Here is a 25,707-nt window from a genome sequence, read left to right on the forward strand (position 1 = left end):
TTGATGCAATAACAAAGTCATTGATTAACACGCAACTGTGTTTATTTTTTTGAGATTAATGGAAATAATATAAGTATGCCGAAGCTTTATACTTTTTTTGTGAGGATTCTTAACAAAGCTGAACAGTAATATGACAATAAATTGTACCCGCTTTTGGCTGTGTTTTTTCGGCCTGTTCACCTTCCTTGCCCACAGCTCTGTAGCCCAAACTGCCTCAATCACTGGTAGTGTTGTATCGGATAAGGATGAAACGCTCATCGGGGCAGTGGTAACGGCAGTGCATTTGCCCACCGGTATTCGGCGTACGGCTACTACTGGCGCTACAGGCACCTTCACCATCCCTGATATGCTGCATGGTGGACCCTACACGCTCCAGGTTACGCAGATCAGCTACCGTCCGCAGCTACTGACTAACATCTTCCTGGTGCCGGAAAAAACGGTGGATTTCAATTTCCAACTCGTAACCGAAGCTGTAGCTGTAGGTACTCGCCGTGTCGACCGCACGGCTCTAGAGTCCGTAGCGCCCATTGATGTAGTGGACATGCGTGAGTTGGTTCTAACCGCCCCGCAAACCGACGTAACGCAGCTTCTGACCTACGTGGTGCCGGCTTTCAATTCTACCCGCCAAACCTCTGCCGGCGGCTCCGACCACATTGATCCATCGTCGTTGCGTGGCCTAGGTACCGACCAAATGTTGGTGCTCGTGAATGGCAAGCGACGCCACACAACGGCGCTTATTAATCTGCTTGGCAACCGGGGTGTGGGCAACGTGGGTTATGATCTGAACACTTTGCCTAGCAATGGCATCGACCGGGTGGAAGTTCTGCGCGATGGGGCTGCTGCCCAATATGGCTCCGACGCTATTGCTGGCGTAATCAACATCAATCTGAAGTCCGATAGCAAAGGCGGCAACGCGTTAGTAAGCAGCGGTGTTCACACCGAGGGGGACGGGCTCAGTACACTAATATCGCTAAATAAAGGCTTGCGATTAGGCAAAAAAGGTTTTCTCAATCTCACCGGCGACGTAGACCATCGCGGCTCCACTACCCGCGGCTACTCCCGCGACGTAGCCTCTAGACCAGTATTTTCCTTTAATCCTCGGCAGGAGGACTCACTTTTAGCGGCTAGGGGTAAAACGTATGCTGACTACGAGCAGCAGAACGGTAATGCCCAGATTCGTAACGTGCGAGGCCTGTTCAACGCCAGTGTGTTAGCGTCCGAGAAAGTTCGGTTCTATTCGTTTGGTGGCTACAACTTTCGGCGCGGTAAAGCAGTAGCCCCGTGGGTACTGCCCGTTTCCGATACTGCAGCCATCCGGGCATCCGTTTTCCCTTTGGGCTTCCAACCCAACATCAATACCCGCATCCACGACGCCTCTGCGGCCCTTGGCGTAGCACTCGGCTTGGGTCGCTGGAGCCTCGATGTTAGCCACGTGGTAGGCTACAACCAAATGCGCTACGATTTAAACAACACGCTGAACTTTTCCAAAGGTGAAAATTCACCCACGGAGTTTGAGGCCGGCGGCTATCAGTTTCGGCAAAACGTAAGCAACGCTACCTTCAACCGCCTGTTCTCGAACGTATTGGCCGGAACCAACGTAGCATTTGGCGCCGAGTACCGTACCGAGCGCTACGAAATCGTCGCCGGCAGTAATTTGTCTTCTGGTTTGTTTGACGAGGGCATCACCAACAAAATCGGTTCCCAAGGATTTGTAGGATTTGGTGAAAGGTCAGTGGAAGAGTCGTTAGGCACCCGCAATAACGTAGGCGGGTTTCTCGACGTGGAAGTTGACGTTACCAAGAAATGGACCGTAAACACGGCGCTTCGCTTCGAAAACTACAGCGACTTTGGTTCCGCCTTTATCTATAAGGTAGCATCGCGCCTGCAACTGCTGAAGCCGCTGGCCGTGCGCGCCGCATACAACACCGGTTTCCGCGCGCCATCGCTACAACAGGAGTTCTACAGCCAATTCACGTCGCTGCCTACTCCTGAAGGTGTATTTGTATCGGGTCTCTTCAATAATTCTTCCCTGTTCGCGAAAGCGGCAGGCATCCCTCAGCTAAAAGAAGAAAACTCGCGTAACATCAGTGCGGGCCTGGTCCTGACGCCAAGCCCGGCTTTCAATGTAGCCGTGGATGCCTACCAAATAGATATTGACGACCGGATTGTGCTATCTGGTACGTTTAGAGCGGGGAGCAACCAGCCATTTGATGATGTTTTTATTGAGAGACTGATAGACCAGGCCCAGTTCTTCACCAATGCTGTTGATACGCGCACGCGGGGCTTAGACGTAGTGGCTAATTTTCGAAAAGGAGTCGGTCGGGGTACCCTCTCGCTGAGTGCTGCTGCCAACTTCAACCGTACCACCATCCGAAATATTCAGGTACCTGATCTGTTTAGACAGCTCGCAACTGATAGAACACCACAACCCGAAAACGCGCTCAACTTAAGTACCAGCTACGTAGATCAGCGCCAGCTTTCGCTGCTGCAAACTGGCAATCCGCGCAGTAAGGCATTTTTTACGGCGGGTTACGAACTAGGTAAAATAGGTCTGTTGCTACGTGGTACTTATTTCGGCGAGGTGTCTTACTTCGACAACAACTCCGAGGGCAACGATTTCGGTAGTTACTTTCTGCAGTACGACCCCCGCTTCGTTACCGATGTGGTGCTAACCTACCGGCCCATCAAGGCGCTGTCTTTCACAGCTGGGGCACAAAACCTGTTTGATGTATATCCGAATACCAAACTAGAAGCGGCTCGCAATGGCCGCCCGCCGGGCGAAGGTCGTTTTGCCAGTGTCGAGGCTTTTGAGGCGTATTACCAGGCCCGTTTTAATCGGCCTTCGAATTTGCCCGAAAACCGCGACATCTTCCCGTATGATCCGGTGCAAATGGGTTTCAACGGTCGATTTGTTTATCTGAAAGCAGCTTACAACATAGGCTTATAAGTCTTCTTCAAACAGCGCCCTTTTCCACTCCGGAAAAGGGCGCTGTGCGTATATAGTAGCTGCATCTTTGGCTTAGAAGCTCTTTTTTTGCAATGCTGGCACCAGATGTTCCTATATTGCGGAGAAGCGACCGGTCTATGCTGGTTGCTTTTTCTCTACTTGACATGAAAAAAACTCTTTGCGCGTTTTTGCTTCGCCGTTGGCTGCTCATATTGTTGCTTTGCGTGGTTGGGCCAGTAGCTATGGCTAGGCCGGCTCTTGACGGACTGTGGAAAGGCCCGTTAAAGATGCCCGGTGGCGAGCTGGAGGTGATTTTTCGCCTCGTCAGCCTCACCGACGGTTCCTATTTTGCCACCCTCGACGTGCCCCTGCAAAAGGTAAGCCGCATGTCGGTGCGGGTGGATGTGCGCGGCGATACAGTAATATTCGCCGCGGAAGAAGCGGGCAGCCGCTTCATTGGGCGGCTAGCTCCCGATGGCAAGCAGGTGCAGGGAACCTGGCAACAGCCCGGCTACCAAGCTCCCCTGACGCTTTCTTTCAGCCCGGCTCCCATCAATACTGCTCCTAAGGCCCGCCTCACCCCACCTTATCGGGAAGAAGAAGTAACCTACACCAACGTGACGGTAAATGTGCGCCTCGGCGGCATGCTCACGGTTCCTGCCGGCCCGGGCCCATTCCCGGCAGTGGTGCTGATGTCGGATGCTGGACCGCACGACCGAGACGCTACCGTTGGCGACTATCATCTGCTCGGTTCGTTGGCCGACTATCTTACGCGTCGCGGTATTGTTGTGCTTCGCTTCGATGACCGTGGTACTGGTAGCTCCACCGGCGACTTGGCGTTGACCACGACCGCCGAATTGGTGAGCGATGTGCAGGCCGGACTAAACTTCTTGCGTACTCGCCCCGAAGTGAATCTGGCTCAGATTGGGGTGATAGGGCACGGGGAAGGCGGAAACGTAGCGTTGCTCTCTGCCACGCAGCCTCTGCCGCCTGCCTTCGTGATAGGATTGGCTGCGTATGGTGTGCCCGGCAGTGCGCTAGCGGTGCAGCAGCAACAAGCTCTGCTTCGCTCGCTGGGTACGGAAGAAGCTCAGGTAGAAGCTGCCGCTAAGCGTCAGCAGGCAATGCTCGAAATCATCCGCCAAACTCCCGATGAGTTGCAAGCGCGTGCTATCGTGGCCAATATGTTGCGCCAAAACAATACCGCTATCGACGAAGCCGCGGCCCAGGCAAGTGCCGTTGAGTTGACCTCTTTCCGGTACCGCTATTTTCTAAATTTTAATCCGTTGGAACATCTAGCGGAGGTGAAGTGTCCAGTGCTGCTCCTGAACGGCAGTGCCGATCTTTACGTAGGAGCTGAAGCTAATCTTACGCCGCTGTTCAAAGCTTTGCGAGCCAATAAAAATAGCGACGTGACCAAGAAGCCCCTGCCAGGCGTTAATCACCTCTTCCAACCCGATCCGGCTGAATGGCCTATCGTTAATGGGCAACCAAAGGAGGTTTTTTCTCCCCTCGCTCAGGAAACGATTCGCGAATGGATTGTCGAACACACCGCTGGCAAGGCTACCAAGACTGCCAAAACTGGTAAGTAAGATTTCTGCTTTCCCTATTTACACTCCTCCCAACCAACTCCCTCCCTTATGAAAAAGCACCTGCTTTCTGCTCTGGCAGCCACGGCGCTCCTAGCTTCGGCTTGTGGCGACCTGAAAAAACCTGAAGAAAAAGACCAACTCCAGGAAGCCAACGCCGACACGGCTGTAGTAGCCCGCGACGGTGCTACCGTAGCCGATGCGGCTTCTGGTGCTGCCAATGCTGCCGACGCCGCCTGGGACATGACCAAAGCTAAACTGGCTGATGTGGCCTACGAAGAAATCGACCTGCCCGAAATTTCAGTGCGCAGCGACGATAAATTCAGCGTTTATGGTTTGGAAGAAACGGTACTCTTTGATACCGATAAAGCCGAAATTAAACCTAGTGCTACCCGTGCGCTGTCAGAAATTGCGGCTTCTATTGGTCGTCGTCATGGTAAAAGCCAAGTGCGCGTAATGGGCTTCGCTGATTCTCGGGGCGACAAAAATTACAACCGCGAGTTAAGCGCGAAGCGGGCAGATGCCGTGAAGAAATGGCTGGCCCAGAACGGCGGCATGGGCGATGCCCGAGTTAGCATAGAGCCCATGGGCGAAACTGCTCCCGTCGCCTCCAATGCCACTGCTGAAGGCCGCCAGCAAAACCGCCGCGTAGAAATTGCCGTGATCAACTAGGATCACGGATTAGCGCGGATTTTAGCGGATTTCACGGATTTTGTAGCTGGCCCAGACATCACCTAATCTGGCTTGGTCCGACAAACTAAAAGAGCTTGCCATTTGGCAAGCTCTTTTAGTTTGTGATCGTCTACAAAATCCGTGGAATCCGTTAAAATCCGCGTGAATCTGTGATCAGTCTTTGATCATGTCTACTTCGGCCTTGATCATGGCGTTGTAGCGCTGGCCGTTGCTGGAGAGCGTGAGCAGGCTCCATCCTTTACCCATGGTGTAGCTCCAGGTGCGGCTTTCCTTGAACTCGAAAGTAGGGCGCATGATTTGGCCATAGGGCGTGTAGGTGTCCATGAAGTTGGTGGTGTAAAACTTGTCACCGCTCACAATCCATTCCATTGCTACGAAGAACCCTTCTTTTGGTGCTTCAATATTATAAGAGGTCAAATCGACCGTATACCAGGCCCCGCCTTTCGGAGCCGATACTACTACGTTTTCAGTGAGCAGGTCAGTATTAGGCGAGTTGTAGTTGCCGTCGGCTTTGTAAATACGGACCCGGAATGGCTCCCGTGGGAAACCGTTTTCGCCGATGTAAAATGATACCGAACGCACGTTGCCGAGCGTTTTGTTTTTGTCGTTCTTCACGAAGAAGGCGTACTGACTGCCCGGCATACCTTGGATCATGCCCTCGCCCGGAGTGCTGGACTTTGAGCCCAGCGATAAGTCTTTGACTTTACCGCCTTTCACGGTTACGTTGCCCAGCTCAATTACTCGCTTAGGTACCTCGATAATCATATCGGTTTGGGAGACGCCGCGCTTGACGAGTACCGCTACGCGCTTGAAGCCGAGGGCCAGCACAATAAGCGAGTCTTGCGCGTTCTTCTCAGGAGTGGCTATTTGAAAGAAGCCATACTCGTTGGTAAGAGCGCCAGTGGATTCCTCCCGCAAGCTAATAGAGGCGAAGGGAATTGGCTCCTTGGTTTTCTGGTCTACTATGCGGCCAGACAGGCGGTTCTCCTGAGCCATGCCTAGGGCTGGGAACAACAGTAGAAGAGCAAAAAGGGAGAGTAAGCGTTGGAACATAGGTAGGCAGACTAGTTTTTGTATCCCAAAATTAAAATGATAATAGCAATTCACGTCATGCATCCTTTAAATATTTATAAAGATGCAATTGCGCGTCGAAATAGTTATAAGCTTAGCAATAAAGACATTCTATGCTAGTAGGTGGCATAAGTTGAAATTGGCCGAAACCTAAATGGGTAGTACCTTTGTTTAAAGCAAGTCTAAATAACCAAGTCTATGCCCGCTTCTTCTGTAACCGCTTCCTCTGCCACTGCTCCGCGCCAAAGGAGCGTGAAAGACCTGCGGCTAGGGGAGAGCGGTACTATCTGCTGCTTGCAGGACCCCGAGATGGCGTTAAAGCTGTTGGAAATGGGTTGTATACCTGGTACACAGGTGCGACTGAATAGCCGAGCTCCTTTAGGATGTCCTATCACGTTGGTGGTGGGCGATACGGCTGACTACACGTTGTCGCTGCGGGTGAGTGAGGCGGCTACCATATTGCTGAAGGAATAATTACGCATGAGTAGCGCCGGAATTCGTACCATCCCGACTGGGAGGGCTGCTTCGGCGGCCGCGCTGGAAGCGGCTACCATTGGAATGCCGGTCCAGAAGACTCTGACGCGCATTGCGCTCATCGGCAATCCGAATTCTGGTAAGACGTCCCTGTTCAACCAGCTGACCGGGCTGAATCAGAAGGTTGGTAATTTTCCGGGCGTAACCGTGGACCGCAAAACGGGAGTGAGCCAGCTTACCCCGCAGCACCGCGCCGAAATCATCGACTTGCCCGGTACCTACTCGCTCTACCCCAAGAGCCTCGATGAGAAGGTTATCACAGATTTGCTCTACGATAAAGGCTCGAACCAGTACCCCGACTTCGTGGTGGTAACGGCCGATGCGAGCAACTTGCGGCGCAACCTGCTGCTGTTTACGCAGCTCGCCGACCTGGGCCTGCCCGCTGTACTAGCCCTGAACATGATGGACGTGGCCGAGCAACACGGCGTCAGTATTGACTTAGCTGCGCTGCAAGAGGAGTTGGGCGTGCCCATCATCCCGATGAATGCCCGCAAGGGCATTGGGGTAGCGGCGCTTAAAATTGTAATGGCGCAACAGTTGGATGCGCCGGCGGTATCGTTTTACGAGCCAGAAGCCGAGTTGCTGCCCATGATTCGGCAGATCCGCTACTACTTCAACCTGCACAACGATTACCTAGCGCTGCATTACGCGCACCAGTTCCGCCACATCAGCTTCCTGACGCCCGATGATAAGGCGTACATCGCCGAACTGGTGGCGCAGTATGGCTTCGAGCCTACGGCTCGGCAGGCGCAGGAAACCATCAACCGCTACAACCGCATCAATGAGCTACTGCTGAACACCGTTTCAGTAACACGGACGGAGCGGGCCGAACCTTATAGCAACCGCATCGACCGAGTGCTGACGCACCGGGTGTGGGGCTATCTGATTTTTCTGGCGGTGCTATTTCTGTTGTTTCAAGCCGTTTTTGCCTGGGCCAGCTACCCCATGGAGCTGATTGACGAGGGCGTGGCGTGGATCAACGGCCTCATCCAAACCAACTTCCACGGTCCGCTTATAAACTTGCTCACGGAAGGCGTACTAGCCGGGCTCGGCGGTGTCCTGATCTTCATTCCGCAGATTGCCCTGCTATTTGCCTTCATTGCCGTGCTGGAGGAAACAGGCTATATGGCGCGCGTCACGTTCATGATGGACCGAATCATGCGCAAGTTTGGGCTGAACGGTAAGAGCGTGGTGCCACTGATTTCGGGTATGGCTTGCGCCGTGCCAGCCATCATGAGCGCGCGCACCATCGAAAACCGCAAAGACCGACTCATCACCATTTTCGTGACGCCGCTGATGAGCTGCTCGGCTCGAATTCCGGTGTACACGGTGCTTATTGGCTTGGTAGTGCCCGACCAGCCGGTGCTGGGCATTTTCAACCTGCGCGGGGTGGCGCTGATGGGGCTGTATCTGTTGGGCTTCGTATCGGCAGTGGGTTCAGCGTGGGTGATGAAACGGCTGATGCGCACGACAGAGCGGAGCTACTTCATCATGGAGTTTCCGGTGTACCGTTGGCCGCGCTGGAAAAACGTGGGCCTCACCATCTTGGAGAAGGTTAAGGCGTTTGTGTTCCAGGCGGGCAAGGTCATCGTGGCTATTTCGGTGATCTTGTGGGTGCTGGCTTCCTACGGGCCCGCCGATGCCCTGGAACAAGCCGAAAGCCGGGCGCGTGCTACAGCCTTAGCCCGCGGCCTGACTCCTGCCGAAACCGAGAGCCGCGTTGCTTCCGAAAAACTAGAAAACTCCTATGCCGGCCACTTCGGCCACCTGATTGAACCCGCCATCCGGCCGCTAGGCTTCGATTGGAAAATTGGGATTTCACTCCTCACTTCCTTTGCGGCGCGGGAAGTGTTTGTGGGCACCATGAGCACCATTTACAGCGTGGGCCAGGACGCCAACGAACTAACGGTGCAACAGAAATTGGCCGCGGAAAAAGACCTGAATGGCCAGCCGTTTTTCACGCCTGCCCGATCGGCTTCGTTGCTGGTGTTCTACGTGTTTGCCATGCAGTGCATGAGCACCCTAGCTACCACTTACCGCGAAACCAAAGGTTGGATGTGGCCCCTGTTGCAGCTTTTCTACATGACGGGCCTGGCCTATCTGTCTTCCCTGCTGATCTACCAAGTGCTATAGGGGCATCGTAGCGCGGCTACTCTCCAATCAAGAAGACGGCGGGCTGTTTGTGGATGTCGGGGAGGCCGGTTTTTTTCCAGCCGGCTATGGTGTTGGTGCGCACGTATTCGTTGGGCGCCGTAAGGTTAGCGGCGATGCACAGGCGGGTGCTTCCCGTGAGCTGACCAAGCAAATCTTCCAGCAACTGCATGTTGCGATAGGGCGTTTCGATAAATAACTGGGTTTGATGCTGCGCCAAGGCCAGCCGCTCCAACTGCTTAATGGCCGCTGCCCGTCGGGCTCTTTCAATGGGCAGATACCCGTGAAAAGTGAAGCTTTGTCCGTTCATGCCCGATGCCATAAGAGCCAGCAGTAAGCTGCTCGGCCCAACCAGGGCTACCACTCGAATACCTAGCTGGTGCGCCGCCCGGGCCAATTCCGCACCGGGGTCGGCAATGCCGGGGCAACCGGCTTCCGAAATTACGCCGGCGTCCTGGCCGGCCAAGACCGGCTGCAACGCCGCCTGAATTTGAGCGGGGGTGCTGTCTTTGTCGATGACGCTGATTCGCAGCTCTTCAATCACGTGCTGCGGGGCTACGCTCTTGATGAAGCGGCGGGCAGTGCGGGCATTTTCCACCAGAAAGTACGACAGCGCCGCCACCTGCGTCGGCACTTGCGCTGGGAGTACCTGCCCAGCCGTATCATCGGCCAGAATGGTGGGGATGAGGTAGAGGACGCCAGGTTTCACGCGAAAACGAAAAGGCAGAAATGGAAAAAAGGGCAGCTAATTGCCCGTGCTCAGCTCTTGACGAAGGCTTCTACCAACCTAAATACCTCATCCGGCGCTTCGGCGTGCAGCCAGTGGCCAGCATCAACAATAGTTTCGACCTGCGAGTTAGGAAACAGCGCCGGAATACCGTAGAGTTTGTCTTCGGTGCTTACATAATCGGACTTACCGCCCCGGATGAATAGCGCCGGTTTCAGGAACGGTTGCGGGGCCGTGATTTCAGCCCCGATGGCCGCCATGTGCTCGGTGAGGGCCGCTAGGTTTTGCCGCCACGCAAACGAGTTGTCTTCGGTGCGGTAAAGATTTTTGAGCAAAAACTGGCGCACGGTGGGCTGGGGGATGTGCTGGGCCAAGGCGTCATCGGCTTGCTGGCGGGTTTCCAAACCTGCCAGATTCACCGCGTTGAGGCCCTCGATGATGTTGTCTTGATGCGCCATGTCGGAGAGGCGCGGGGCAATGTCGAGCACTATGAGGCGGGCCAGCCGGTCGGGGTGGTCGAGGGCGAAGCGCATGGCTACTTTGCCACCCATGCTGTGGCCCAGTAGCGTGGTTTCGGGGCCTAGTCGCAGGCTGTCGAACAGCTCCAGCAGGTCTTGGCTCATGAGCTCGTAGCTGTGCTCGGGCGTGTGGAACGAACGGCCGTGGTTGCGCAGGTCTACGCTGACCACGCGGTGGCTGGCTTCGACCCAGCGGCGGGCCAGCGTTTGCCAGTTATCGAGAGTGCCGAAAAGTCCGTGCAGAATGACCAGGGGTTGGCCTTGGCCTTGTTCGCGGTGGTTGAGTAGCATAGCAAAGGCGGAAAGAGCGAGCAAAGGTCGGTAGTCGGCGCCACATGCGCGCGGGCTCAGGCGGCTGGCAGGGCCGGCAGACGAACCTGCACGGTAGTACCCTGGCCAGGGGCACTTTTGAGGGTGAGCGTGCCGTGTAGCCGCTCCGTAAATGCCCGGCAGAGTGGCAGCCCGAGCCCCGTGCCAGAACGAGCGTTGAGGTTGGCCGGAGTAGCGGGCCGGGCCGGATTGTCGAGTAGCAACGCGTCGACCTGGTCGGCGGCCATGCCTCGGCCTGAGTCCGCGACGGTGAGACACACGCTGCTACCGTCGGGCGTAGAATAGGCATCGAGATGAATTTGCCCGCCAGTAGGCGTGAACTTAAAAGCATTGCCCACCAAATTGCGCAGAATGGTACGCGTCATGTTACGGTCGGCCCAGACGTGTAGCTGCGACAGGCGCGGCGCCGTGAGTTGGACTTGCTTGGCTTGCGCGGTGGTGCGGTAGAGCTCCTCAATTTCAGCAAACAGCTCACTAACAGATAGCGGCTCCGGCTGGCTTACCAGCTCCCCGGTCTGGCTCACGGCCCAGTTCAGGAGGTTATCGAGCAAGTTGTTGAGGCTTTGGGCCGATTGGCGCACCAAGGCCGGAAGGCGACGCAAGCCTTCTTCGTCGCCTTGCCGCAAATGAGACTCAATCAATTCCGTCACGCCGACAAATGAAGTGACCGGGCCGCGCAAATCGTGCGCGACAATGGCGTACAGTCGGTCTTTGGAAGCGGCCAGTTCGCGCAGTTCTCTGGTGGCTTGCTGGAGGGCTGCGTTGTTGGCAGTAAGGGCTACGCGGCTGCGTCTCAGTTGCCCATACAGTAGGCCCATGCCCCCGAGTCCGAGCACCAACACGCCCACAATCACCCAAAGCTTTTGGTTGCGAAGCTGTTGCAACTCGCCTCGTTGGGTGAGCAGCCGAATCTGGCTTTCTTTTTCCTGCGTCTCGTACCGGGTTTGCAGCGCCGCAATAGTTTGCAAGCGTGAACGGCTGTTTAAAGAGTCGTTCAGGTTGCGAAACCGCGTAAGCCAGCCAAAAGCTTCTTGGTAGTTCTGACGGTCGACGTTGATTTCGGAGAGGATGCTGTAGGCATCCAGCACCCGCTCTTTATAGTCGATCTGGCGGGAGAGGAGCAGGGCGCGCTGCGTAAGGGTTTCCGCCTCGTCCAGATCTTCCTTCACCAGCAGCACCACGGCTAGCAGTTCCAAGTGACCCACTTCGTAGCGGTACTTGTGCAGAGGCTCGACCAGCGTGATAGCCCGACGGAGCATTCCTTCGGCCAGATCCAACTGTTCTTGCTGATAGTAAATCAACCCTAGATTGGCGAGATACAACGATTCGCCGGCCTTATCGTGGGCAGCGCGGGCTAACTGCAAGGCCCGGCGGGTGTAAAATAGTGCCAGAGAATACTTGTGTAGATAGGAATACAGGTTGCCCAGATTACCGAACAGCATAGCCTGAGTCCGCACTCGAACATCTTTGGCGAATGCCAGCTCTAAAGCACGTTGGTAATTTCGAAGGGCGTTTACGGTGTCGTTGCGCTCGTGGTGCACGCCTCCAATTCCAGTGTAGGCACGCACGATGCCATCGGTGTTGTGCAGCCGCTGGGCCAGGCGCAGAGCCTTTTGTTGCAGCCGTAGAGCATGCGCGCCATCAGATAGGTTGGCGTAGCAGCTACTCAGGCTCAGCAGGCTGCGTAGTTGGCCTGGCTGGTCGTGCAAGGTAGCAGCCAGACTCACGGCTAGCTCACCGTAGCGTAGCGCCTGGCTTGGATCGCTGTCGTGGAGCTCGTAGCAAAGTTCAGCCAGCAAGCGTACTCGGCTCGAATCGGACGGCTGGACGGCTAGCCGGCGTAACAACGCGGGCACGTTGTCGTCGGTGAGCGGAGCAGTGGCTCGCGCAAGCCCCGGCGAGTAAACGCAACACAGCAAAAAGCCATAAAACAACAGTCGCTGTATCACGATGCAATACAAAATACTACCAGACAAATATATCCTTTGCGCAACGGTAATCAGCGCAACGCGGTATATTCTGGACAATAATTACGGCTGTACTTAGCTAAATAAAAATATTTTAGGGGAGGATGCAGCGTGGGAAGCCTCTGTATGTCCCGTTTTGAAATTTAAGGATAGCAAAGAGGTCAAGTTCGGATTATGCAAAACCAACGTTGATGCGTGTGCAGGTTAGCATGCCGTAGAAATTCGGCCACTGGTCTGAGCTTAAGCAGCAACGATGTGAGCGTAAGTACCTGTCCATTCAGCAAGTGCAACTGCAAATATTCGTAGTCGCTCCAGAACAAACGGCGTGAGGTGCAGCGCACATACTCAACCCGCGCCAAATCAGAGCGGCCAAACGGAATCTGCTGGCCGTTTTCATAGACTTCCAACACATTTTGCTTGGGCTCGAAGACCACCGTTGTGGCCTGGTTTCTCACATAGTAATGTAGATGGAGCAGCAGCGCCGGCGCCGCGAAGCCCAGCACCACCGCTGAAAACGCCAGGAGCAGCACCAATTCGTAGCCCGACAGCGCGCCCGCAAACAGGAAGGAAGCCAGAAAGGGCAGTCCAACGCTTAGGCAGAGTAGGGGCCAGAACAGCAACGCCATCTGCCGCTGAAATGAGATTCGGAAGCTGCGGCGCTTACCGCCGAACAAGGCCGTAAGCACCCGCAGCCCCACAATCAATATCATAACTGCGGCCCCAAACTCCAACAGAGGCCGTAGCAGCGAAAGAGTTTTCACGGGTTAGCGCACCAGAATCCAGGGCTCCTCGGCCCGGTGTTCGCGCAGTACGCCAAACAGCTCCAACACTAAGCCATGCTGCGCGAAAACAGCCTGCACGGCGGCTCGGTCAGCTGGCTCCACGCACACCAGCAGGCCGCCGGAAGTTTGAGGGTCGCAGAGCCAGGCCCGCTGCTCGTCCGTGATAGGGCCAATCTTATGACCGTAGGAATCCCAGTTGCGCACTGTACCACCCGGAATAGATTTCTGAGCGTAATACTCCGCGGCTTCCGCAATCAGGGGCACTTTGCTGAACTCGATTTCGGCCGTTAGTCCGCTGCCTTCGCACACTTCGGAGAGGTGACCCAGCAGGCCGAAGCCGGTTACGTCGGTCATGGCGCGCACCGCCGCGAGCTTGCCCAAATCTTCCCCGATCTTGTTGAGGCGCATCATTTGTTGGGGCGCTAATTGCTCGTGCTCCGGCCGTAGAATACCGCGCTTCTGGGCCGTCGTCAGCATCCCGACGCCGAGCGGTTTGGTTAGGTACAGTTCGCAGCCGGCGGTGGCCGTGTCGTTTTGCTTGAGGTGCTCGATGTGGAGCAGGCCCGTGACGGCCAGCCCGAAAATCGGCTCCGGCGAGTCGATGCTGTGGCCGCCGGCTAGCGGAATGCCCGCCTCGGCGCAAATGCTGCGGCTGCCTTCAATGACGCGGCGTGCTACTTCGGGTGCCAGCTTATCGATGGGCCAGCCCAGCACGGCAATGGCCATCACTGGTCGGCCACCCATGGCGTACACGTCGCTGATGGCGTTGGCCGAGGCAATACGGCCGAAATCATAAGCGTCATCGACGATGGGCATAAAAAAGTCGGTGGTGCTGATGAGGGCCTGGCCGCCGCCAATATCGTACACTGCCGCGTCGTCGCGGGAGGAATTGCCGACCAGCAGCTTGTCATTATGGGGCTGTGGAATGCTGGTGTGCAGAATCTGGTCGAGCACCTTGGGCGCGATTTTGCAGCCGCAACCCGCGCCGTGGCTGTATTGCGTGAGGCGAATTTGGTCGGTGTTGGCTTCGGCTTCAGTAAACATCAGAGGAAAAACGAAAAACGACGAGGAAATAAGGCGGCTACAAACTCCATTCGGCCCGCTGCAACACCACTCGGTACCCATCGGGGTCTTCGAAAGTAAGGCCTAGCTGGTCCCAATACGGGTTGTAGGAAGGTACCGGCGCAAAGCCAGCCGCCGCCATGCGTTGCACCGCCGCCTGCCACTCGTCTGGTAAGGGTAAGTAGAACACGAGCAGGTGGTCGGCGGTTGGCGCCCGTCCCACCAAGTGCCCCGGCTGATGCGTGAATTCAAAGTGATACGGCGCCTGTGGATGGCCTAGCATCACACCATCAAAACCGTTGTGCGCCGTAAAAGAAGTTAATTCCAGCAACTCCAGGCCGTCGCGGTAGAAACGGAGCAGCGCCGGTAGCTGGTCGGTCGGGCGGGCAACGCGCAGTTTAGGCACCATGAGGAGAGGTATTGGAAGAGCAAGCGGACCCTCCTTATCGATATACTCCAAAGGTATAATTCGTTGGGTAGAAGGTCTAGAGTTTTTATGCCAGGCCTTCTACCTGCATTACCTAGTCGGTGGAGTGAGTAACTAACACGTAGTTTAGGCACCATGAGAGGAGGCATCCGAAGCAGAGGAGAGAGGCGACTGCACCTGCCGTGCCGCCCGCAACACCAAGTCCGCGTTTACGGCCGCGTCGCAGGTGTCGGAAGTCACCCGGACAATGGCGCGGTTGCCGAGGCTGTGGGCGTAGGTTTTGTCGTAGTAGTCGAGTACAAGGCTCACCATTTTTTCCATGTCATCCTCCGCAATAGCCGCCAAAGCGTCTTTGGTAACCAGGCCGCCCAGCCGCTTACGAATGCGCAGAATGGCCATAGCCAAAGCACCGGCATCCTGGCTGCCGTACTCGCCGGCCAGCTTGCGCACTCGCGCCGGTCGTGGAATATCGAGCAGCAGTAGCGGCGCGGTACGCATTTGCGCAAACAGCGGCGGTGGTACGTGCACACTACCAATGGTGCGGCTTTCGTCCTCTATCCAGGTCGACGTCTCAGGCGGAATAGCCGCCAGTTGCCAGGCCAGCTCGTTTTCGAACTGCTCCTGCGTCGGCTGCGCGGGCAAGCCAATATTGCCGAAGGCTGAGCCTTTATGATTAGCAAGCCCTTCCAAATCTAGCACGGCCTGCTGGCGGTGTTCCAATTGGTGCAGCACGTCGGTTTTGCCCGAGCCCGTGAGGCCCCCGAGCACCACCAAAGCGCGGGGCCGGGCAAACTCCGCCAAGGCGAAATGCCGATAGTCTTTGTAGCCTTTATTCAGCAGATGTACTTGAAAGCCTGCCAGCTCTAGCAGCCACTGCACGGCGCCGCTCCGCATGCCGCCGCGCCAGCAGTGCAGGCGCACCGCTTTGCCTGGGGCCATCTTGTGCGCTTTTTGCACGAGCTGGCTCATCTTCGGCCCAAAAAAATCGAGCCCCAGCAGTACGGCTTTATCTTGGCTGATTTGCTTGTAGGTAGTGCCGATGCGGGCCCGCTCCTCGTCCGAAAACAGTGGGAAACTCACTGCCCCCGGAATGTGTCCTTGCGCGTATTCCGCAGGAGCTCGCACGTCCAAGATAGGAGCGCTTGGCGGGCCCTGCAGGAAATCAGAGAGAGGAAGACGGGGCATGAAGTTGATAAAGAAGGCGGCAGGAATGGAAAATTAGTTTGTCGTCTTAAGCGGAGTCAAGAGCCCTCAGGCAGCAGTGTAAGTCTTTACAACGTTGCCCGCGCCCGAAAGATGAGGCTCTTCGTAAGCGCGGGATGACAGACCTAATTCCTCGTTCTTATATTATTACGCCAGTTGCCGCCGGTAAAGCTGAATCGTGTTTTCGAGCCCCAAATACAGTGCATCACAAATCAGCGCGTGCCCAATACTGACTTCAGCCAGACCCGGTAAGTTGTGCTTGAGGTAAGCTAAGTTGTCGAGGTCCAAGTCGTGGCCGGCATTAAGGCCGAGCCCCAGCTGCTGGGCTAGCTCGGCGGCGGCGCGGTAAGGTGCTAGCGCAGCTTCGGCGTTTTCGTGGTATTGGCGAGCGTAGTCTTCGGTGTAGAGCTCTATCCGGTCGGTGCCGGTGGCTACGGCGGCTTTCACCATGTCGAGGCTAGGATCGAGGAAGATGCTCACGCGGCAGCCCAGCGACTTCAGCTCCTGCACCACCCCGATCAGGAAGATCTGGTGCCGCACCGTATCCCAACCCGCGTTGGAAGTGACGGCGTCGGGGGCGTCGGGTACCAGCGTTACTTGCGTGGGCCGCACTTCGCGCACCAGGTTCAGGAAGTCGGGGGTGGGGTTGCCTTCTACATTCAGCTCGGTCGTCACCACGCTTTTCAGGTCGCGCACGTCCTGGTAGCGAATATGGCGCTCATCGGGCCGCGGGTGCACCGTGATGCCCTGCGCGCCAAACCGCTCACAGTCGCGGGCCGTTTGCAACAAGTCGGGACGGTTGTGGCCGCGGGCATTCCGCAGGGTGGCTATTTTATTTATGTTTACGCTAAGCTTGGTCATTTTCGGGGTGGTAATGGCTGCGTGAGCTGGCAAGGCTCAAAGATACATCCCAAACCACGTACCCTATTTTCGGTTGCCGCCATGCTGCCTACGTCTGAATTTGGCTTTGCCCTGTACGGCTGTTGAGCAGATTGCTGCTACGTCTGCCGTCAACTTATGGCTTAAAAGGCCTAATCTTGCACTTCATTTCCCCCTACCTATGGCTCTAAAAGAAACCATCGACGCCGATATCAAGAAGGCCATGCTGGCCAAAGACAAAGTGCGTCTTACTACCCTGCGCAGCATTAAGTCGCAGATTTTGCTGGCCGAAACTGCCGAGGGCCAACACGGCGCGGCCCTCACACCCGAAGCCGAAATCAAGCTGCTGACCAAGCAAGCCAAACAGCGCCGCGAAGCCGCTGAAACCTACCAGAAGCAGTTCCGCTCCGACCTCGAAGAAGTGGAGCTGAGCGAGTTGGCCATTATTGAAGAGTATCTGCCCAAGCAGCTCTCCGAAGCCGATCTGGTGGAACGTATCGTCGACATCATCCAGCGCGTCGGCGCTACCGGCCCCTCCGACCTAGGTAAAGTAATGGGCGTAGCCGCCCGCGAGCTCTCTGGCCAAGCCGACGGCCGCGCCATCTCGCAAGTCGTCAGCAACCTGCTGAACAACACGAATGTGTGATTGATGGGCTGATTTCTTGATGTGCTGATGTGCTGCTTGTTGTTCCCCGTCAGCGGCCGAAGCCTGAGCTTCGACCATGCAGACACCAGCAGCGCCTCGCTATCACCAGTCGATTTGTGAAGTAGTTCTTCACTCTCAGACTGCCGAGCCACTCACCAATAGCGCATCAAAGAATCAGCACATTAGCACATCAAAAAATCAGCACATCAAGAAATGTCCGCTTTCGATATTCTGCTGCTTATTCCACTAGGGATCGGGGCCGTAAAGGGCTTCCGGCGGGGACTGGTGCTGGAGGTTGCCTCCTTGCTGGCATTTGTGCTAGGAGCTATTGGCGGGCTGGTGCTGCTCAATGATGCTATTCCGTTGGTACGGCACTATGTGGGCGAGGCGTTCGGTCTGCTGCCGTTCGTGTCGTTTCTGCTGGTGTTCGTGGCCATTGTATGGGGCGTGCATCTGCTAGGTGGCTTCATCAAAACCGCTGTACATCTCACCCCGCTCGGCGTCCTCGACAATCTGGGTGGTGGTTTGGCCGGCGTACTGAAGTGGGTGCTGGGGCTGAGTTTGCTACTGCACGGAATAGGGATGGCCGGTATAAAGCTGATATCCCCCACTCTCGTCGCCGATTCACAGGTGTTGCCCCTCGTAAACCAGGCCACGCCGGTAGCGCTGGAAATTGTTGGCTTCGTGATGCCCTTCACGAGCACCTTGCTGGATAAGCTACGGGAGGTATTCTGAGGCGGTGAATGATTACTCGGTTGATTTGTTAAACGGTTGCTTGGGCTAATGCTCATGAACAGACAACCCGCTAATCATTGACAATGCAGCTTCTGAAACCCATTCGTCTGCTGCTGCTCGACAATTTCGATTCTTTCACCTACAACTTGCTCGACTATTTCCGCCAGCTGGGCTGCGAGGTGGAAGTGGTGCGCAACGATGTGCCAGCAGCAGAGTTGGAGAAGCGGCCGTTTGATGCGTTGGTGTTGTCGCCGGGGCCCGGTACCCCGAGTGCGGCGGGCAATATGATGCAGATAGTAGCGGCTTGGCACCAGCGCGTACCGATGCTAGGCGTGTGCTTGGGCCATCAGGCGTTAGGTGAGTTTTTTGGCGCCACTTTGGCGCGAGCTGCCCGGCCGATGCACGGGAAAGTAACCGAGCTGACCGTAGCTACTCCCGATCTGCTGTTCCAAGACCTGCCGGCTCAACTGCCCGTCACGCGCTATCACTCGCTGATAGTGAAAGACCTACCTCCCACGCTTCGGGCCCTGGCCCACACCGCCGACACTGACCGGGAAATCATGGCGTTGCGCCATACTACTCTACCGCTTTATGGCGTTCAGTTTCACCCCGAGGCACTGCTCACCACGCATGGGCTGGCCATGCTGCGCAATTGGGTTCGGTATTGTATCATTGTAGAAGACGGCCGCCCGGTTACCACCCTTGCGGCTCCGTCCTGAGCCGATGGAATTGCAGATCAAAGAACACAATGAATTTCGGTACGTGGATGAAGGCGCTGGCCCAGTGCTGCTGCTGCTGCATGGCCTGTTTGGCGCCCTGAGCAACTGGCAAGATGTAGTGGCCGAGTTCAGCTCCTCACACCGCGTCATCATCCCCCTGCTGCCTATCTACGACATGCCGCTCACGCAAGCTGGCGTGCCGGGCCTGGTAAAATACGTCGAGAGCTTCGTGGAAGCCATTGCGCTGCACGAGCCTAGCACCGTACTAGGCAATTCTCTGGGCGGACACGTAGGATTAGAATTCACTTTGCGCAACTCCAACCGCGTGGCTCGGCTGGTACTAACGGGCAGCAGCGGCTTGTTCGAGGATAGCATGGGTGGCTCCTTCCCCAAGCGCGGCAACTACGCCTACGTGCAGGAACGCGTGGCCTACACCTTCTACGATCCGGCCGTAGCTACGCAGGAGTTGGTGGATGAGGTGTTCAGCATCACCAATTCCAATGCAAAATGTTTGCGCATTATTAGCATTGCGCGCTCGGCCCAACGCCATAATCTCGGGAAGGAGCTCAGCAAGATTAAGGTGCCTACGATGCTGGTTTGGGGATTGAATGACACGATTACGCCGCCCGTAGTAGCGCACGAGTTCAATCGTCTTATTCGCAACTCAGAGCTGCGCTTTCTCGACCATTGCGGCCACGCGCCCATGATGGAGCGTCCCCAGGAGTTCAACGCTTTGCTTCAGCAGTTTCTGGTGCGCACCGAAACCGCCCAGCTGGCGTAAAACATTCTACTGCCGGAGTATAGGCTAAGCCTGACGGTTGTGGCCCGATGGTTGCTCGAAACCTTTTTACGCTAAATCTGCTTTCTACACGCCAACTTTGCCCGCTTTTCGTATCTTCTCAGCCCGCGTAGCCTAGCACGTGCTAGTGGCGGGCAATTGTTGCCGCTCTCCATTCATTACCTCCACCGATGCATTCGATGATTGCCGAAGACTTGCTCAACCAGATGATTCCGCCCCTGAAGGTGTCGGATACCGTTGGGAAAGCGGCCAAATGGCTGGAGGAATTCCACGTTGGTCAGCTCCCCGTACTCGACGACCGTCTTTATCGGGGCTTAGTCACGGAATCTGACTTGCTGGATTTCGAGCAAACCCAAGATGATGGCAAGCTCCTGTCTGGCTTGGCGCTCGGCTTCGCCGATGTACACGTGCAGCACGACCAGCATTTTTACCGCATCATGGAAGTAGCCATTCAGAATAAAGTACAGCTCGTGCCCGTACTCAACGACGAGCGGGAATACATGGGCGTCGTGACGGTGAGCGATACGCTAGCCGCTTTTGGCCAACCGCCAATTGCCGCCGGCCAAGGTGCCGTGCTGGTGCTGTCGATGGAGGAACGCGACTACTCGTTGTCCACCATCAGCCGCTACGTAGAGGAAAACAACGCTAAAATTCTGAGCGCCCACGTAGCGCAAGACGAGCATGATCCTTATCGTATTCGGCTCACCATCAAAGTGAATACCCCGAGCCTGACCAGAATAGTTGCTACGCTAGAGCGTTTTGGTTACGCCATCACAGCCCAATTTAGCGGCGTTAGTGAGTTGGGCGAAGACGAGCAGGAGCGTTACGACGCATTGCTGAAATACCTGAGCCTGTAAGCCACGCCAGAGTGGGCAATAGGCTCTTGCTTCTGCTGGTTTCAGTGATGCTCCTGGTGGCTTTTTCCTGCCCATTCAAAAGTTTGGCAGCTAGCTCTAGTGCATGGAGCGCCGCTTCACCGGTCACCCCCCCAGATTCCCTCCGGCGCTCCACCGTCGATAGTTTGCTCCTGGCTCAGTGTCCCGACTACCCAGTGGTCCGCATCGCCACCATCCTGTTTGCTGGCAACGAAAAAACCAAGGAGCGAGTGCTGCGTGCGGAGTTAGATCTCCGCGAAGGCGACACTTTGAATACTGCTGTCCTAAGCAAGCGCCTCGAAAGCAACCGTCGGCGCTTGTTCAATTTGCAGCTGTTCCATCAAGTGCTGGTGCAAGCCTTCTGCCGCAATGGCAGCTTAACCGTGCTTTTTAGCTTGCAGGAACGCTGGTACACCTTCCCCGTGCCCATCTTCTCGCTGGCCGAACGCAATTTCCGAGCCTGGGCCGACCGGCCCGACCGGTGGCGACGTGTGGATTACGGTCTGCATCTCGTCCGAAAAAATTTCCGGGGTCGAAACGAAGAGCTAGCCGGCAACTTGCAGCTAGGCTTCAATCGGAAGTACGAGCTGTTCTATGAAGCTCCTGGCTATGGGCCTCGCCGCCGGATAGGGGTGGGGGCGGGCGTTTCCTACTACCGCGCCCGTGCTCTCGACTATGCTACGGCAGAAGATCGTTTGGTTACGTTTCGCCCCATAAGCGGCTCTCCTATTAAGCGGCAATACGTCACAGTTGGCTTGCGCTGGCGTCGTACGGTGCAGCAGCTTGCCGCATTGGATGTAAGTCTGCACCAGGAGCAGATTTCGGATTCCGTCAACCTTCTTAATCCCGATTATTATTTGGGCCGTACCCAGCGGCAGTACATCGATATAGGTTTGTCAGCAGTACTCAACCGGCGTAACACGTTTGCCTATCCACTCACGGGGCGCTATGCGCAAGTCAGCGTAGTGCATCGACGGTTTTTCACGCCAGGTGCGCCGCCGCAGCTATTATTGCGCAGTCGTTACGCGCAGTATCTGGCCTTGGGTGGACCTTTCTATTATAGCGGTGCCGGGCAAGCCCAACTGCGCTTCAGCCACCGGCTAAGCTACGCCGACAATCGGGCTTTAGGGTATGAGGCACTCGTGCGCGGATATGATCCTTATGTTATCGATGGCCGTCATTATGCACTTACCAAACAGGGAGTAAGCTACCGGTTGTTCGATGCCGGACGCATCAAAGTGCGCAGACTCGCCGATCCTAAAATCAATAGCGTCCCATTAGTACTCTATTTAAATACCTTTGCCGATGCCGGCTACGTAAGTGCGTCCTCCGCTAGTCCCAACAATCGGTTGCCGGGCCAGTTGCTAGCTTCTGCTGGTGTTGGCCTGCACCTCGTAACCTATTACGACCGAGTGTTCACGCTGGAGTATAGCCGGACGTTGCGGGGAACGGGAGGCTTTTTCTTCCGCTCCGAATTTCCTATCTGATTTCACTGTCCGTTACGCGCGGAGTAAGATTCACTCATGAAAGTTGCCATTTTCGGGAAGCCTTTCGAAGATGAAAGCCTGCCATTCGTGCAAGGCCTACTCGACGACCTGAGCGGTCGGCAGACCGAAATCATGATTGTCGAGCAGTTTCACGCTCACTTGAGCCAGCGACTGCGGCTGCCCGAAGGCGTTCAAAGCTTCCGTCGTGGCGATTCTCTGCGCGGTGTGCAGTTCGTCCTCAGCATCGGCGGCGACGGCACTTTGCTCGATACAGTTACCTACGTCGGCAGTCTCCAACTGCCCATTCTCGGCATTCACACGGGCCGCCTTGGTTTCCTGGCCACCATTACCCCAGATCAAATAAGCCACGCGATGGATGCTCTTTTCAAAGGGCATTTTGTAATTGAGGAGCGCAGCCTCATCCGTGTCGACACGGACCCGGAAGTATTTGATGGCATCAATTTCGGGCTGAATGAATTTAGTATTCTGAAGCGCGATACATCGTCTATGATTGTTGTGCACACCTATATTGATGGTGAATACCTTAACTCCTATTGGGCAGATGGTCTGATAGTAGCCACCCCAACTGGGTCCACGGGGTATTCTTTGAGCTGTGGCGGGCCAGTAATGCTGCCCCAGACAAACAATTTTATTATCGCTCCCGTATGTCCGCACAACCTCAACGTACGTCCCTTAATTGTGTCGGACCGTAGTGTAATTTCCTTCGAGATAGAAGGCCGGAGCAATCAGTTCCTTCTTTCCCTCGATTCACGCTCAGTGCCGGTAGATGCGGGAATTCAAATTGCAGTTCGCCGAGAAAACTTCACTGTTCGCCTGGTCAAACTCAACCATGTTAACTTCCTCAGTACCTTGCGCAGTAAACTAAACTGGGGTCTGGACCGACGTAATTCGGCCGGAATCCCGGTGTAGCAGATATTCTTTTTCTGCTATTTGTTTTTTAAGTTCCCCACATCTTCTACTTTTGTCGCTAACTGCGACTTGTGTTCTTGCCAGTTTCACTCTCTCATCACCCCCTTTGATATTTCTAACCCTTGCTCCATATGAAGCAGATCTTCACTTACACTCTGGCGCTGGTACTGGCCCTGTCGCTAGTGGCCGCAGACGCTAGCGCGCAGCAGTTCAGCAAGCGAAAGCAGTACAATTCGGTTGGTGTGACCCTCACAGCCATGAACTACTTCGGCGACATCACTCCTAAGCCTAGCATTCCCAGCTTGCGCTTTGGTGCTACCCGTTGGAATTTTGGTGCTACCTTCACCCACCGTTTCACTCCGCGTATTTCAGCCCGCGCGGGCCTCACTTATGGCCAAATCACAGGTGATGACGCTAAGGCTGCTGATGAGAACGATTCAGAAGGTAAGTATCGCTTCAATCGCAATATGAACTTCCGCAATAATTTGGCAGAACTATCGCTGGTAGGTATTTTTGATCTAATTCCAAACCGGAATACATACATTAAGCGTCCTGACCTTGTACCTTATTTGCTGGCTGGAGTTGCTGGTTATGTAGGTAATCCGAAAGGGAAGTATACAGATGGCAATTTTGTAGAATTGCAGCCGTTAAAGACGGAGGGAGTAGCCTACAATCGTGGGGGTATAGCCATACCGTTTGGCGCAGGTGCTCGTTACAAGATCAACAAAAGCTTTGATATAGGCTTTGAGATAATTTTCCGGAAGACATTTAGCGACTACCTCGACGATGTAAGTACAGTTTATGTTGATCGATCTCAACTAAGTCCAGGTGCTGGACAATATTTTGGTGGTGGTAATGTTCTTAGTACAGCGGGCGAGTTCACTAATTTCAACGGAGTTGGTATTCAGCGCGGTGAAGACAGCGAAGACGACTGGTATGTAACTGCCGGTTTCACTGTAAACTACATCCTCGCTCCTAAAGTTAAGAGCCCCAAATTCCGCTAGTCAGTTCATACTGACTGGTATCATCTACAGTCAGTCTAATGACCCGAGCGAATCTCTTCAAAGCACTCCTTGTCTGCTCTGTGCAGGCGGGGAGTGTTTTTTTTGCCCAATCAGCGGCCGCCCAGTACACCAGCGAAATAGGAATAGGCCTAGGTGGGCTTTCCTATAAAGGCGAGCTTTCGCCTGGCTACCAATTCAAAAACAACCGACCAGCTCTAACTGCATTCTATCGGAAGGACATTTCCGCGCCTATCACGCTGCGTGGAGCCTTTACTGCTGGGCTGCTGCGGGCTGATGACGGTAACGTGAAAGACTCGGATGGCAGAACTCCACCGCTACAAGCTTTTCGCCAAGCCAATATGAAGGGCAGTTTGTATGAGGCTTCGGCAGTGTTGGAGTATAATTTCTTCGACTACCACTACCGTAAGGCTAAGGTGCACTTTACTCCTTACCTATTTGTGGGCCTGGCGGGGTTTTTTGCTAATACTACGACCGAGACAAACAACTCCGCACTACCATCGCTCAACCAGAAGGGCAGCATGATAGGCCTGGCCATACCAGCAGGGATAGGCTTCAAGTACGCCGTTTCCAGTCGCTGGAACCTGGGGCTAGAGATTGGAGCCCGGAAAGTTTTTAGCGACCAGCTAGATCATATAGACGGTAAAAATAAGGGACAGAATGATTTAGTTGGCAATCCCAACGATCAGGACTGGTACTTCTATAATGGCTTGAGCATCTCTTATACTTTCTACAAAATCAACTGCCCACCGCAGTATAAAGACAATCCGAAGCTATTGCGCTAGAAGCGCTTGCAAAGGGAGCGAATGCAACCATTTGCGTAACTTGCAGCCTCTTTACGCAAAAAGTCCTAATGACCTTCCGGTCCGAAATAGACCCGCAGAATATCCCTGCTCACGTTGCCGTCATCATGGACGGCAACGGGCGCTGGGCCAAGCAGAAGGGTGGCCTCCGCATCTTCGGGCATCAGAGTGCCATTACAGCCGTGCGCGATACGGTGGAAGCCGCTGCCGAAATGGGAGTACGTTACCTGACGCTGTACGCTTTTTCCACCGAAAACTGGTCGAGGCCAGCGCACGAGGTAATGGCCTTGATGCAGCTATTGGTCCACACTATTCGGCAGGAAACACCTACGCTACTCAAGAACAGCATCCGGTTGCAAGCTATTGGCCAAACCGATAGTCTGCCAGCTTCTTGTCAACGGGAACTTGCTGAAGCCATAGAGCTAACGAAAGCAGGAACCCGCATGACGCTGGTACTGGCTTTAAGCTACAGTGGCCGTTGGGACCTAACGCAGGCCGCCCGGCGCTTGGCTGCCGATGTAGCAGCAGGCCACTTACGAGCCGAAGATGTGCAGGAAAACACTATCACCGGGTATCTGGCAACTGCTGGCATTCCTGACCCGGAGTTGCTGATCCGTACGAGTGGCGAACAGCGCATTAGTAACTTTTTGCTTTGGCAAATGGCTTATACAGAGTTGTACATCACAGATCTGCTGTGGCCAGATTTTCGACGTGCTCATTTTGAAGAAGCCGTTCGGGCATATCAGCGTCGGGAACGGCGCTTTGGGAAGACGAGTGAGCAGATAACCGTTTCGTAAGGGTCCGACACAGA

The 25,707-nt window shown here is 55.2% G+C and carries 24 protein-coding genes; 15 read left to right on the forward strand and 9 right to left on the reverse strand.

Going from position 1 to position 25,707, the window contains the following annotated elements; translation table 11 throughout:
- Nucleotides 1-130: 130 nt before the first annotated feature.
- The 3 genes from ACYSMN_RS14660 (at nt 131) to ACYSMN_RS14670 (ending at nt 5,208) form a co-directional block, all read left to right on the forward strand.
- A complete protein-coding gene (locus ACYSMN_RS14660) occupies nt 131-2,947 on the forward strand; it encodes a TonB-dependent receptor (protein ID WP_488924649.1) in 2,817 nt (938 codons plus the stop codon).
- A gap of 164 nt (nt 2,948-3,111) precedes the next feature.
- Nucleotides 3,112-4,539 (forward strand): alpha/beta hydrolase family protein, encoded by a 1,428-nt coding sequence (locus ACYSMN_RS14665; RefSeq protein ID WP_488924650.1) that lies wholly within the window; start codon nt 3,112-3,114, stop codon nt 4,537-4,539.
- A 48-nt stretch (nt 4,540-4,587) separates the two neighbouring features.
- Nucleotides 4,588-5,208 (forward strand): OmpA family protein, encoded by a 621-nt coding sequence (locus tag ACYSMN_RS14670; RefSeq protein WP_488924651.1) that lies wholly within the window; start codon nt 4,588-4,590, stop codon nt 5,206-5,208.
- A gap of 174 nt (nt 5,209-5,382) precedes the next feature.
- Here the strand turns inward: ACYSMN_RS14670 and ACYSMN_RS14675 are convergent, their stop codons facing one another.
- Nucleotides 5,383-6,225, reverse strand: a complete 843-nt coding sequence (locus ACYSMN_RS14675; RefSeq protein WP_488924652.1) for a carboxypeptidase-like regulatory domain-containing protein — start codon at nt 6,223-6,225, stop codon at nt 5,383-5,385.
- Nucleotides 6,226-6,498: 273 nt separating this feature from the next.
- Here ACYSMN_RS14675 and ACYSMN_RS14680 point away from each other — a divergent pair, with 273 nt between their 5' ends.
- Together ACYSMN_RS14680 and feoB are read left to right on the forward strand one after the other, a co-directional pair.
- A complete protein-coding gene (locus tag ACYSMN_RS14680) occupies nt 6,499-6,774 on the forward strand; it encodes a FeoA family protein (protein ID WP_488924653.1) in 276 nt (91 codons plus the stop codon).
- Nucleotides 6,775-6,780: 6 nt separating this feature from the next.
- Entirely contained in the window at nt 6,781-8,967 is a 2,187-nt protein-coding gene (feoB, locus tag ACYSMN_RS14685; RefSeq protein ID WP_488924654.1) for a ferrous iron transport protein B, read from the forward strand.
- Nucleotides 8,968-8,983: 16 nt separating this feature from the next.
- Here the strand turns inward: feoB and ACYSMN_RS14690 are convergent, their stop codons facing one another.
- From ACYSMN_RS14690 to ACYSMN_RS14725, 8 genes are all read right to left on the reverse strand, one after another.
- On the reverse strand, nt 8,984-9,694 hold the full coding sequence (locus ACYSMN_RS14690) for an SAM-dependent methyltransferase (RefSeq protein WP_488924655.1): 711 nt from the start codon (nt 9,692-9,694) through the stop codon (nt 8,984-8,986).
- A gap of 50 nt (nt 9,695-9,744) precedes the next feature.
- Nucleotides 9,745-10,521 (reverse strand): alpha/beta fold hydrolase, encoded by a 777-nt coding sequence (locus ACYSMN_RS14695; protein WP_488924656.1) that lies wholly within the window; start codon nt 10,519-10,521, stop codon nt 9,745-9,747.
- 56 nt (nt 10,522-10,577) lie between these two features.
- Nucleotides 10,578-12,509, reverse strand: coding sequence for an ATP-binding protein (locus ACYSMN_RS14700; RefSeq protein ID WP_488924657.1), 1,932 nt, complete (start codon nt 12,507-12,509; stop codon nt 10,578-10,580).
- 179 nt (nt 12,510-12,688) lie between these two features.
- A complete protein-coding gene (locus ACYSMN_RS14705; protein ID WP_488924658.1) occupies nt 12,689-13,288 on the reverse strand; it encodes a PH domain-containing protein in 600 nt (199 codons plus the stop codon).
- 3 nt (nt 13,289-13,291) lie between these two features.
- Nucleotides 13,292-14,353, reverse strand: a complete 1,062-nt coding sequence (gene selD / locus ACYSMN_RS14710; protein WP_488924659.1) for a selenide, water dikinase SelD — start codon at nt 14,351-14,353, stop codon at nt 13,292-13,294.
- 37 nt (nt 14,354-14,390) lie between these two features.
- Nucleotides 14,391-14,780, reverse strand: a complete 390-nt coding sequence (locus ACYSMN_RS14715) for a VOC family protein (RefSeq protein ID WP_488924660.1) — start codon at nt 14,778-14,780, stop codon at nt 14,391-14,393.
- 144 nt (nt 14,781-14,924) lie between these two features.
- Nucleotides 14,925-15,983, reverse strand: a complete 1,059-nt coding sequence (gene mnmH / locus ACYSMN_RS14720; protein ID WP_488924661.1) for a tRNA 2-selenouridine(34) synthase MnmH — start codon at nt 15,981-15,983, stop codon at nt 14,925-14,927.
- 165 nt (nt 15,984-16,148) lie between these two features.
- On the reverse strand, nt 16,149-16,862 hold the full coding sequence (locus ACYSMN_RS14725) for a pyridoxine 5'-phosphate synthase (protein ID WP_488924662.1): 714 nt from the start codon (nt 16,860-16,862) through the stop codon (nt 16,149-16,151).
- Nucleotides 16,863-17,061: 199 nt separating this feature from the next.
- On the opposite strand from ACYSMN_RS14725, the gene ACYSMN_RS14730 reads away from it, so the two are divergent.
- From ACYSMN_RS14730 to uppS, 10 genes are all read left to right on the forward strand, one after another.
- Nucleotides 17,062-17,526: a GatB/YqeY domain-containing protein gene (locus ACYSMN_RS14730; protein WP_488924663.1), complete on the forward strand. Its 465-nt coding sequence runs from the start codon at nt 17,062-17,064 to the stop codon at nt 17,524-17,526.
- A gap of 213 nt (nt 17,527-17,739) precedes the next feature.
- Entirely contained in the window at nt 17,740-18,261 is a 522-nt protein-coding gene (locus ACYSMN_RS14735) for a CvpA family protein (RefSeq protein WP_488924664.1), read from the forward strand.
- An 83-nt stretch (nt 18,262-18,344) separates the two neighbouring features.
- Complete coding sequence (locus ACYSMN_RS14740) at nt 18,345-18,980, forward strand: anthranilate synthase component II (RefSeq protein ID WP_488924665.1); 636 nt, start codon at nt 18,345-18,347, stop codon at nt 18,978-18,980.
- Nucleotides 18,981-18,984: 4 nt separating this feature from the next.
- Nucleotides 18,985-19,761 carry an alpha/beta fold hydrolase gene (locus ACYSMN_RS14745; RefSeq protein WP_488924750.1) on the forward strand — a complete coding sequence of 259 codons (777 nt, stop codon included), beginning with the start codon at nt 18,985-18,987 and terminating at the stop codon, nt 19,759-19,761.
- Nucleotides 19,762-19,949: 188 nt separating this feature from the next.
- A complete protein-coding gene (locus tag ACYSMN_RS14750; RefSeq protein ID WP_488924666.1) occupies nt 19,950-20,636 on the forward strand; it encodes a CBS domain-containing protein in 687 nt (228 codons plus the stop codon).
- 164 nt (nt 20,637-20,800) lie between these two features.
- Nucleotides 20,801-22,141: a POTRA domain-containing protein gene (locus ACYSMN_RS14755; protein ID WP_488924667.1), complete on the forward strand. Its 1,341-nt coding sequence runs from the start codon at nt 20,801-20,803 to the stop codon at nt 22,139-22,141.
- Nucleotides 22,142-22,177: 36 nt separating this feature from the next.
- Nucleotides 22,178-23,071: an NAD kinase gene (locus tag ACYSMN_RS14760; protein ID WP_488924668.1), complete on the forward strand. Its 894-nt coding sequence runs from the start codon at nt 22,178-22,180 to the stop codon at nt 23,069-23,071.
- A 131-nt stretch (nt 23,072-23,202) separates the two neighbouring features.
- Complete coding sequence (locus tag ACYSMN_RS14765) at nt 23,203-24,075, forward strand: DUF6089 family protein (protein WP_488924669.1); 873 nt, start codon at nt 23,203-23,205, stop codon at nt 24,073-24,075.
- 38 nt (nt 24,076-24,113) lie between these two features.
- A complete protein-coding gene (gene porG, locus ACYSMN_RS14770; protein ID WP_488924670.1) occupies nt 24,114-24,878 on the forward strand; it encodes a type IX secretion system protein PorG in 765 nt (254 codons plus the stop codon).
- 68 nt (nt 24,879-24,946) lie between these two features.
- The gene (gene uppS / locus ACYSMN_RS14775) at nt 24,947-25,693 is read left to right on the forward strand and encodes an undecaprenyl pyrophosphate synthase (protein WP_488924671.1); all 747 of its coding nucleotides are present in this window, start codon (nt 24,947-24,949) and stop codon (nt 25,691-25,693) included.
- Nucleotides 25,694-25,707: the final 14 nt, after the last annotated feature.

Source organism: Hymenobacter sp. M1-2, from assembly GCF_057808495.1.

Bases quoted from the DNA above. Each gene is read 5' to 3' on its own strand.
- ACYSMN_RS14715 (WP_488924660.1), bottom strand. From the start codon at position 14,780: ATGGTGCCTAAACTGCGCGTTGCCCGCCCGACCGACCAGCTACCGGCG.
- ACYSMN_RS14765 (WP_488924669.1), top strand. From the start codon at position 23,203: ATGAAGCAGATCTTCACTTACACTCTGGCGCTGGTACTGGCCCTGTCG.
- ACYSMN_RS14745 (WP_488924750.1), top strand. From the start codon at position 18,985: ATGGAATTGCAGATCAAAGAACACAATGAATTTCGGTACGTGGATGAA.
- ACYSMN_RS14735 (WP_488924664.1), top strand. From the start codon at position 17,740: ATGTCCGCTTTCGATATTCTGCTGCTTATTCCACTAGGGATCGGGGCC.
- ACYSMN_RS14750 (WP_488924666.1), top strand. From the start codon at position 19,950: ATGCATTCGATGATTGCCGAAGACTTGCTCAACCAGATGATTCCGCCC.
- mnmH (WP_488924661.1), bottom strand. From the start codon at position 15,983: ATGCCCCGTCTTCCTCTCTCTGATTTCCTGCAGGGCCCGCCAAGCGCT.
- ACYSMN_RS14730 (WP_488924663.1), top strand. From the start codon at position 17,062: ATGGCTCTAAAAGAAACCATCGACGCCGATATCAAGAAGGCCATGCTG.
- feoB (WP_488924654.1), top strand. From the start codon at position 6,781: ATGAGTAGCGCCGGAATTCGTACCATCCCGACTGGGAGGGCTGCTTCG.
- ACYSMN_RS14665 (WP_488924650.1), top strand. From the start codon at position 3,112: ATGAAAAAAACTCTTTGCGCGTTTTTGCTTCGCCGTTGGCTGCTCATA.
- ACYSMN_RS14675 (WP_488924652.1), bottom strand. From the start codon at position 6,225: ATGGCTCAGGAGAACCGCCTGTCTGGCCGCATAGTAGACCAGAAAACC.
- porG (WP_488924670.1), top strand. From the start codon at position 24,114: ATGACCCGAGCGAATCTCTTCAAAGCACTCCTTGTCTGCTCTGTGCAG.
- ACYSMN_RS14725 (WP_488924662.1), bottom strand. From the start codon at position 16,862: ATGACCAAGCTTAGCGTAAACATAAATAAAATAGCCACCCTGCGGAAT.
- ACYSMN_RS14660 (WP_488924649.1), top strand. From the start codon at position 131: ATGACAATAAATTGTACCCGCTTTTGGCTGTGTTTTTTCGGCCTGTTC.
- ACYSMN_RS14740 (WP_488924665.1), top strand. From the start codon at position 18,345: ATGCAGCTTCTGAAACCCATTCGTCTGCTGCTGCTCGACAATTTCGAT.
- uppS (WP_488924671.1), top strand. From the start codon at position 24,947: ATGACCTTCCGGTCCGAAATAGACCCGCAGAATATCCCTGCTCACGTT.
- ACYSMN_RS14760 (WP_488924668.1), top strand. From the start codon at position 22,178: ATGAAAGTTGCCATTTTCGGGAAGCCTTTCGAAGATGAAAGCCTGCCA.
- ACYSMN_RS14680 (WP_488924653.1), top strand. From the start codon at position 6,499: ATGCCCGCTTCTTCTGTAACCGCTTCCTCTGCCACTGCTCCGCGCCAA.
- selD (WP_488924659.1), bottom strand. From the start codon at position 14,353: ATGTTTACTGAAGCCGAAGCCAACACCGACCAAATTCGCCTCACGCAA.
- ACYSMN_RS14695 (WP_488924656.1), bottom strand. From the start codon at position 10,521: ATGCTACTCAACCACCGCGAACAAGGCCAAGGCCAACCCCTGGTCATT.
- ACYSMN_RS14670 (WP_488924651.1), top strand. From the start codon at position 4,588: ATGAAAAAGCACCTGCTTTCTGCTCTGGCAGCCACGGCGCTCCTAGCT.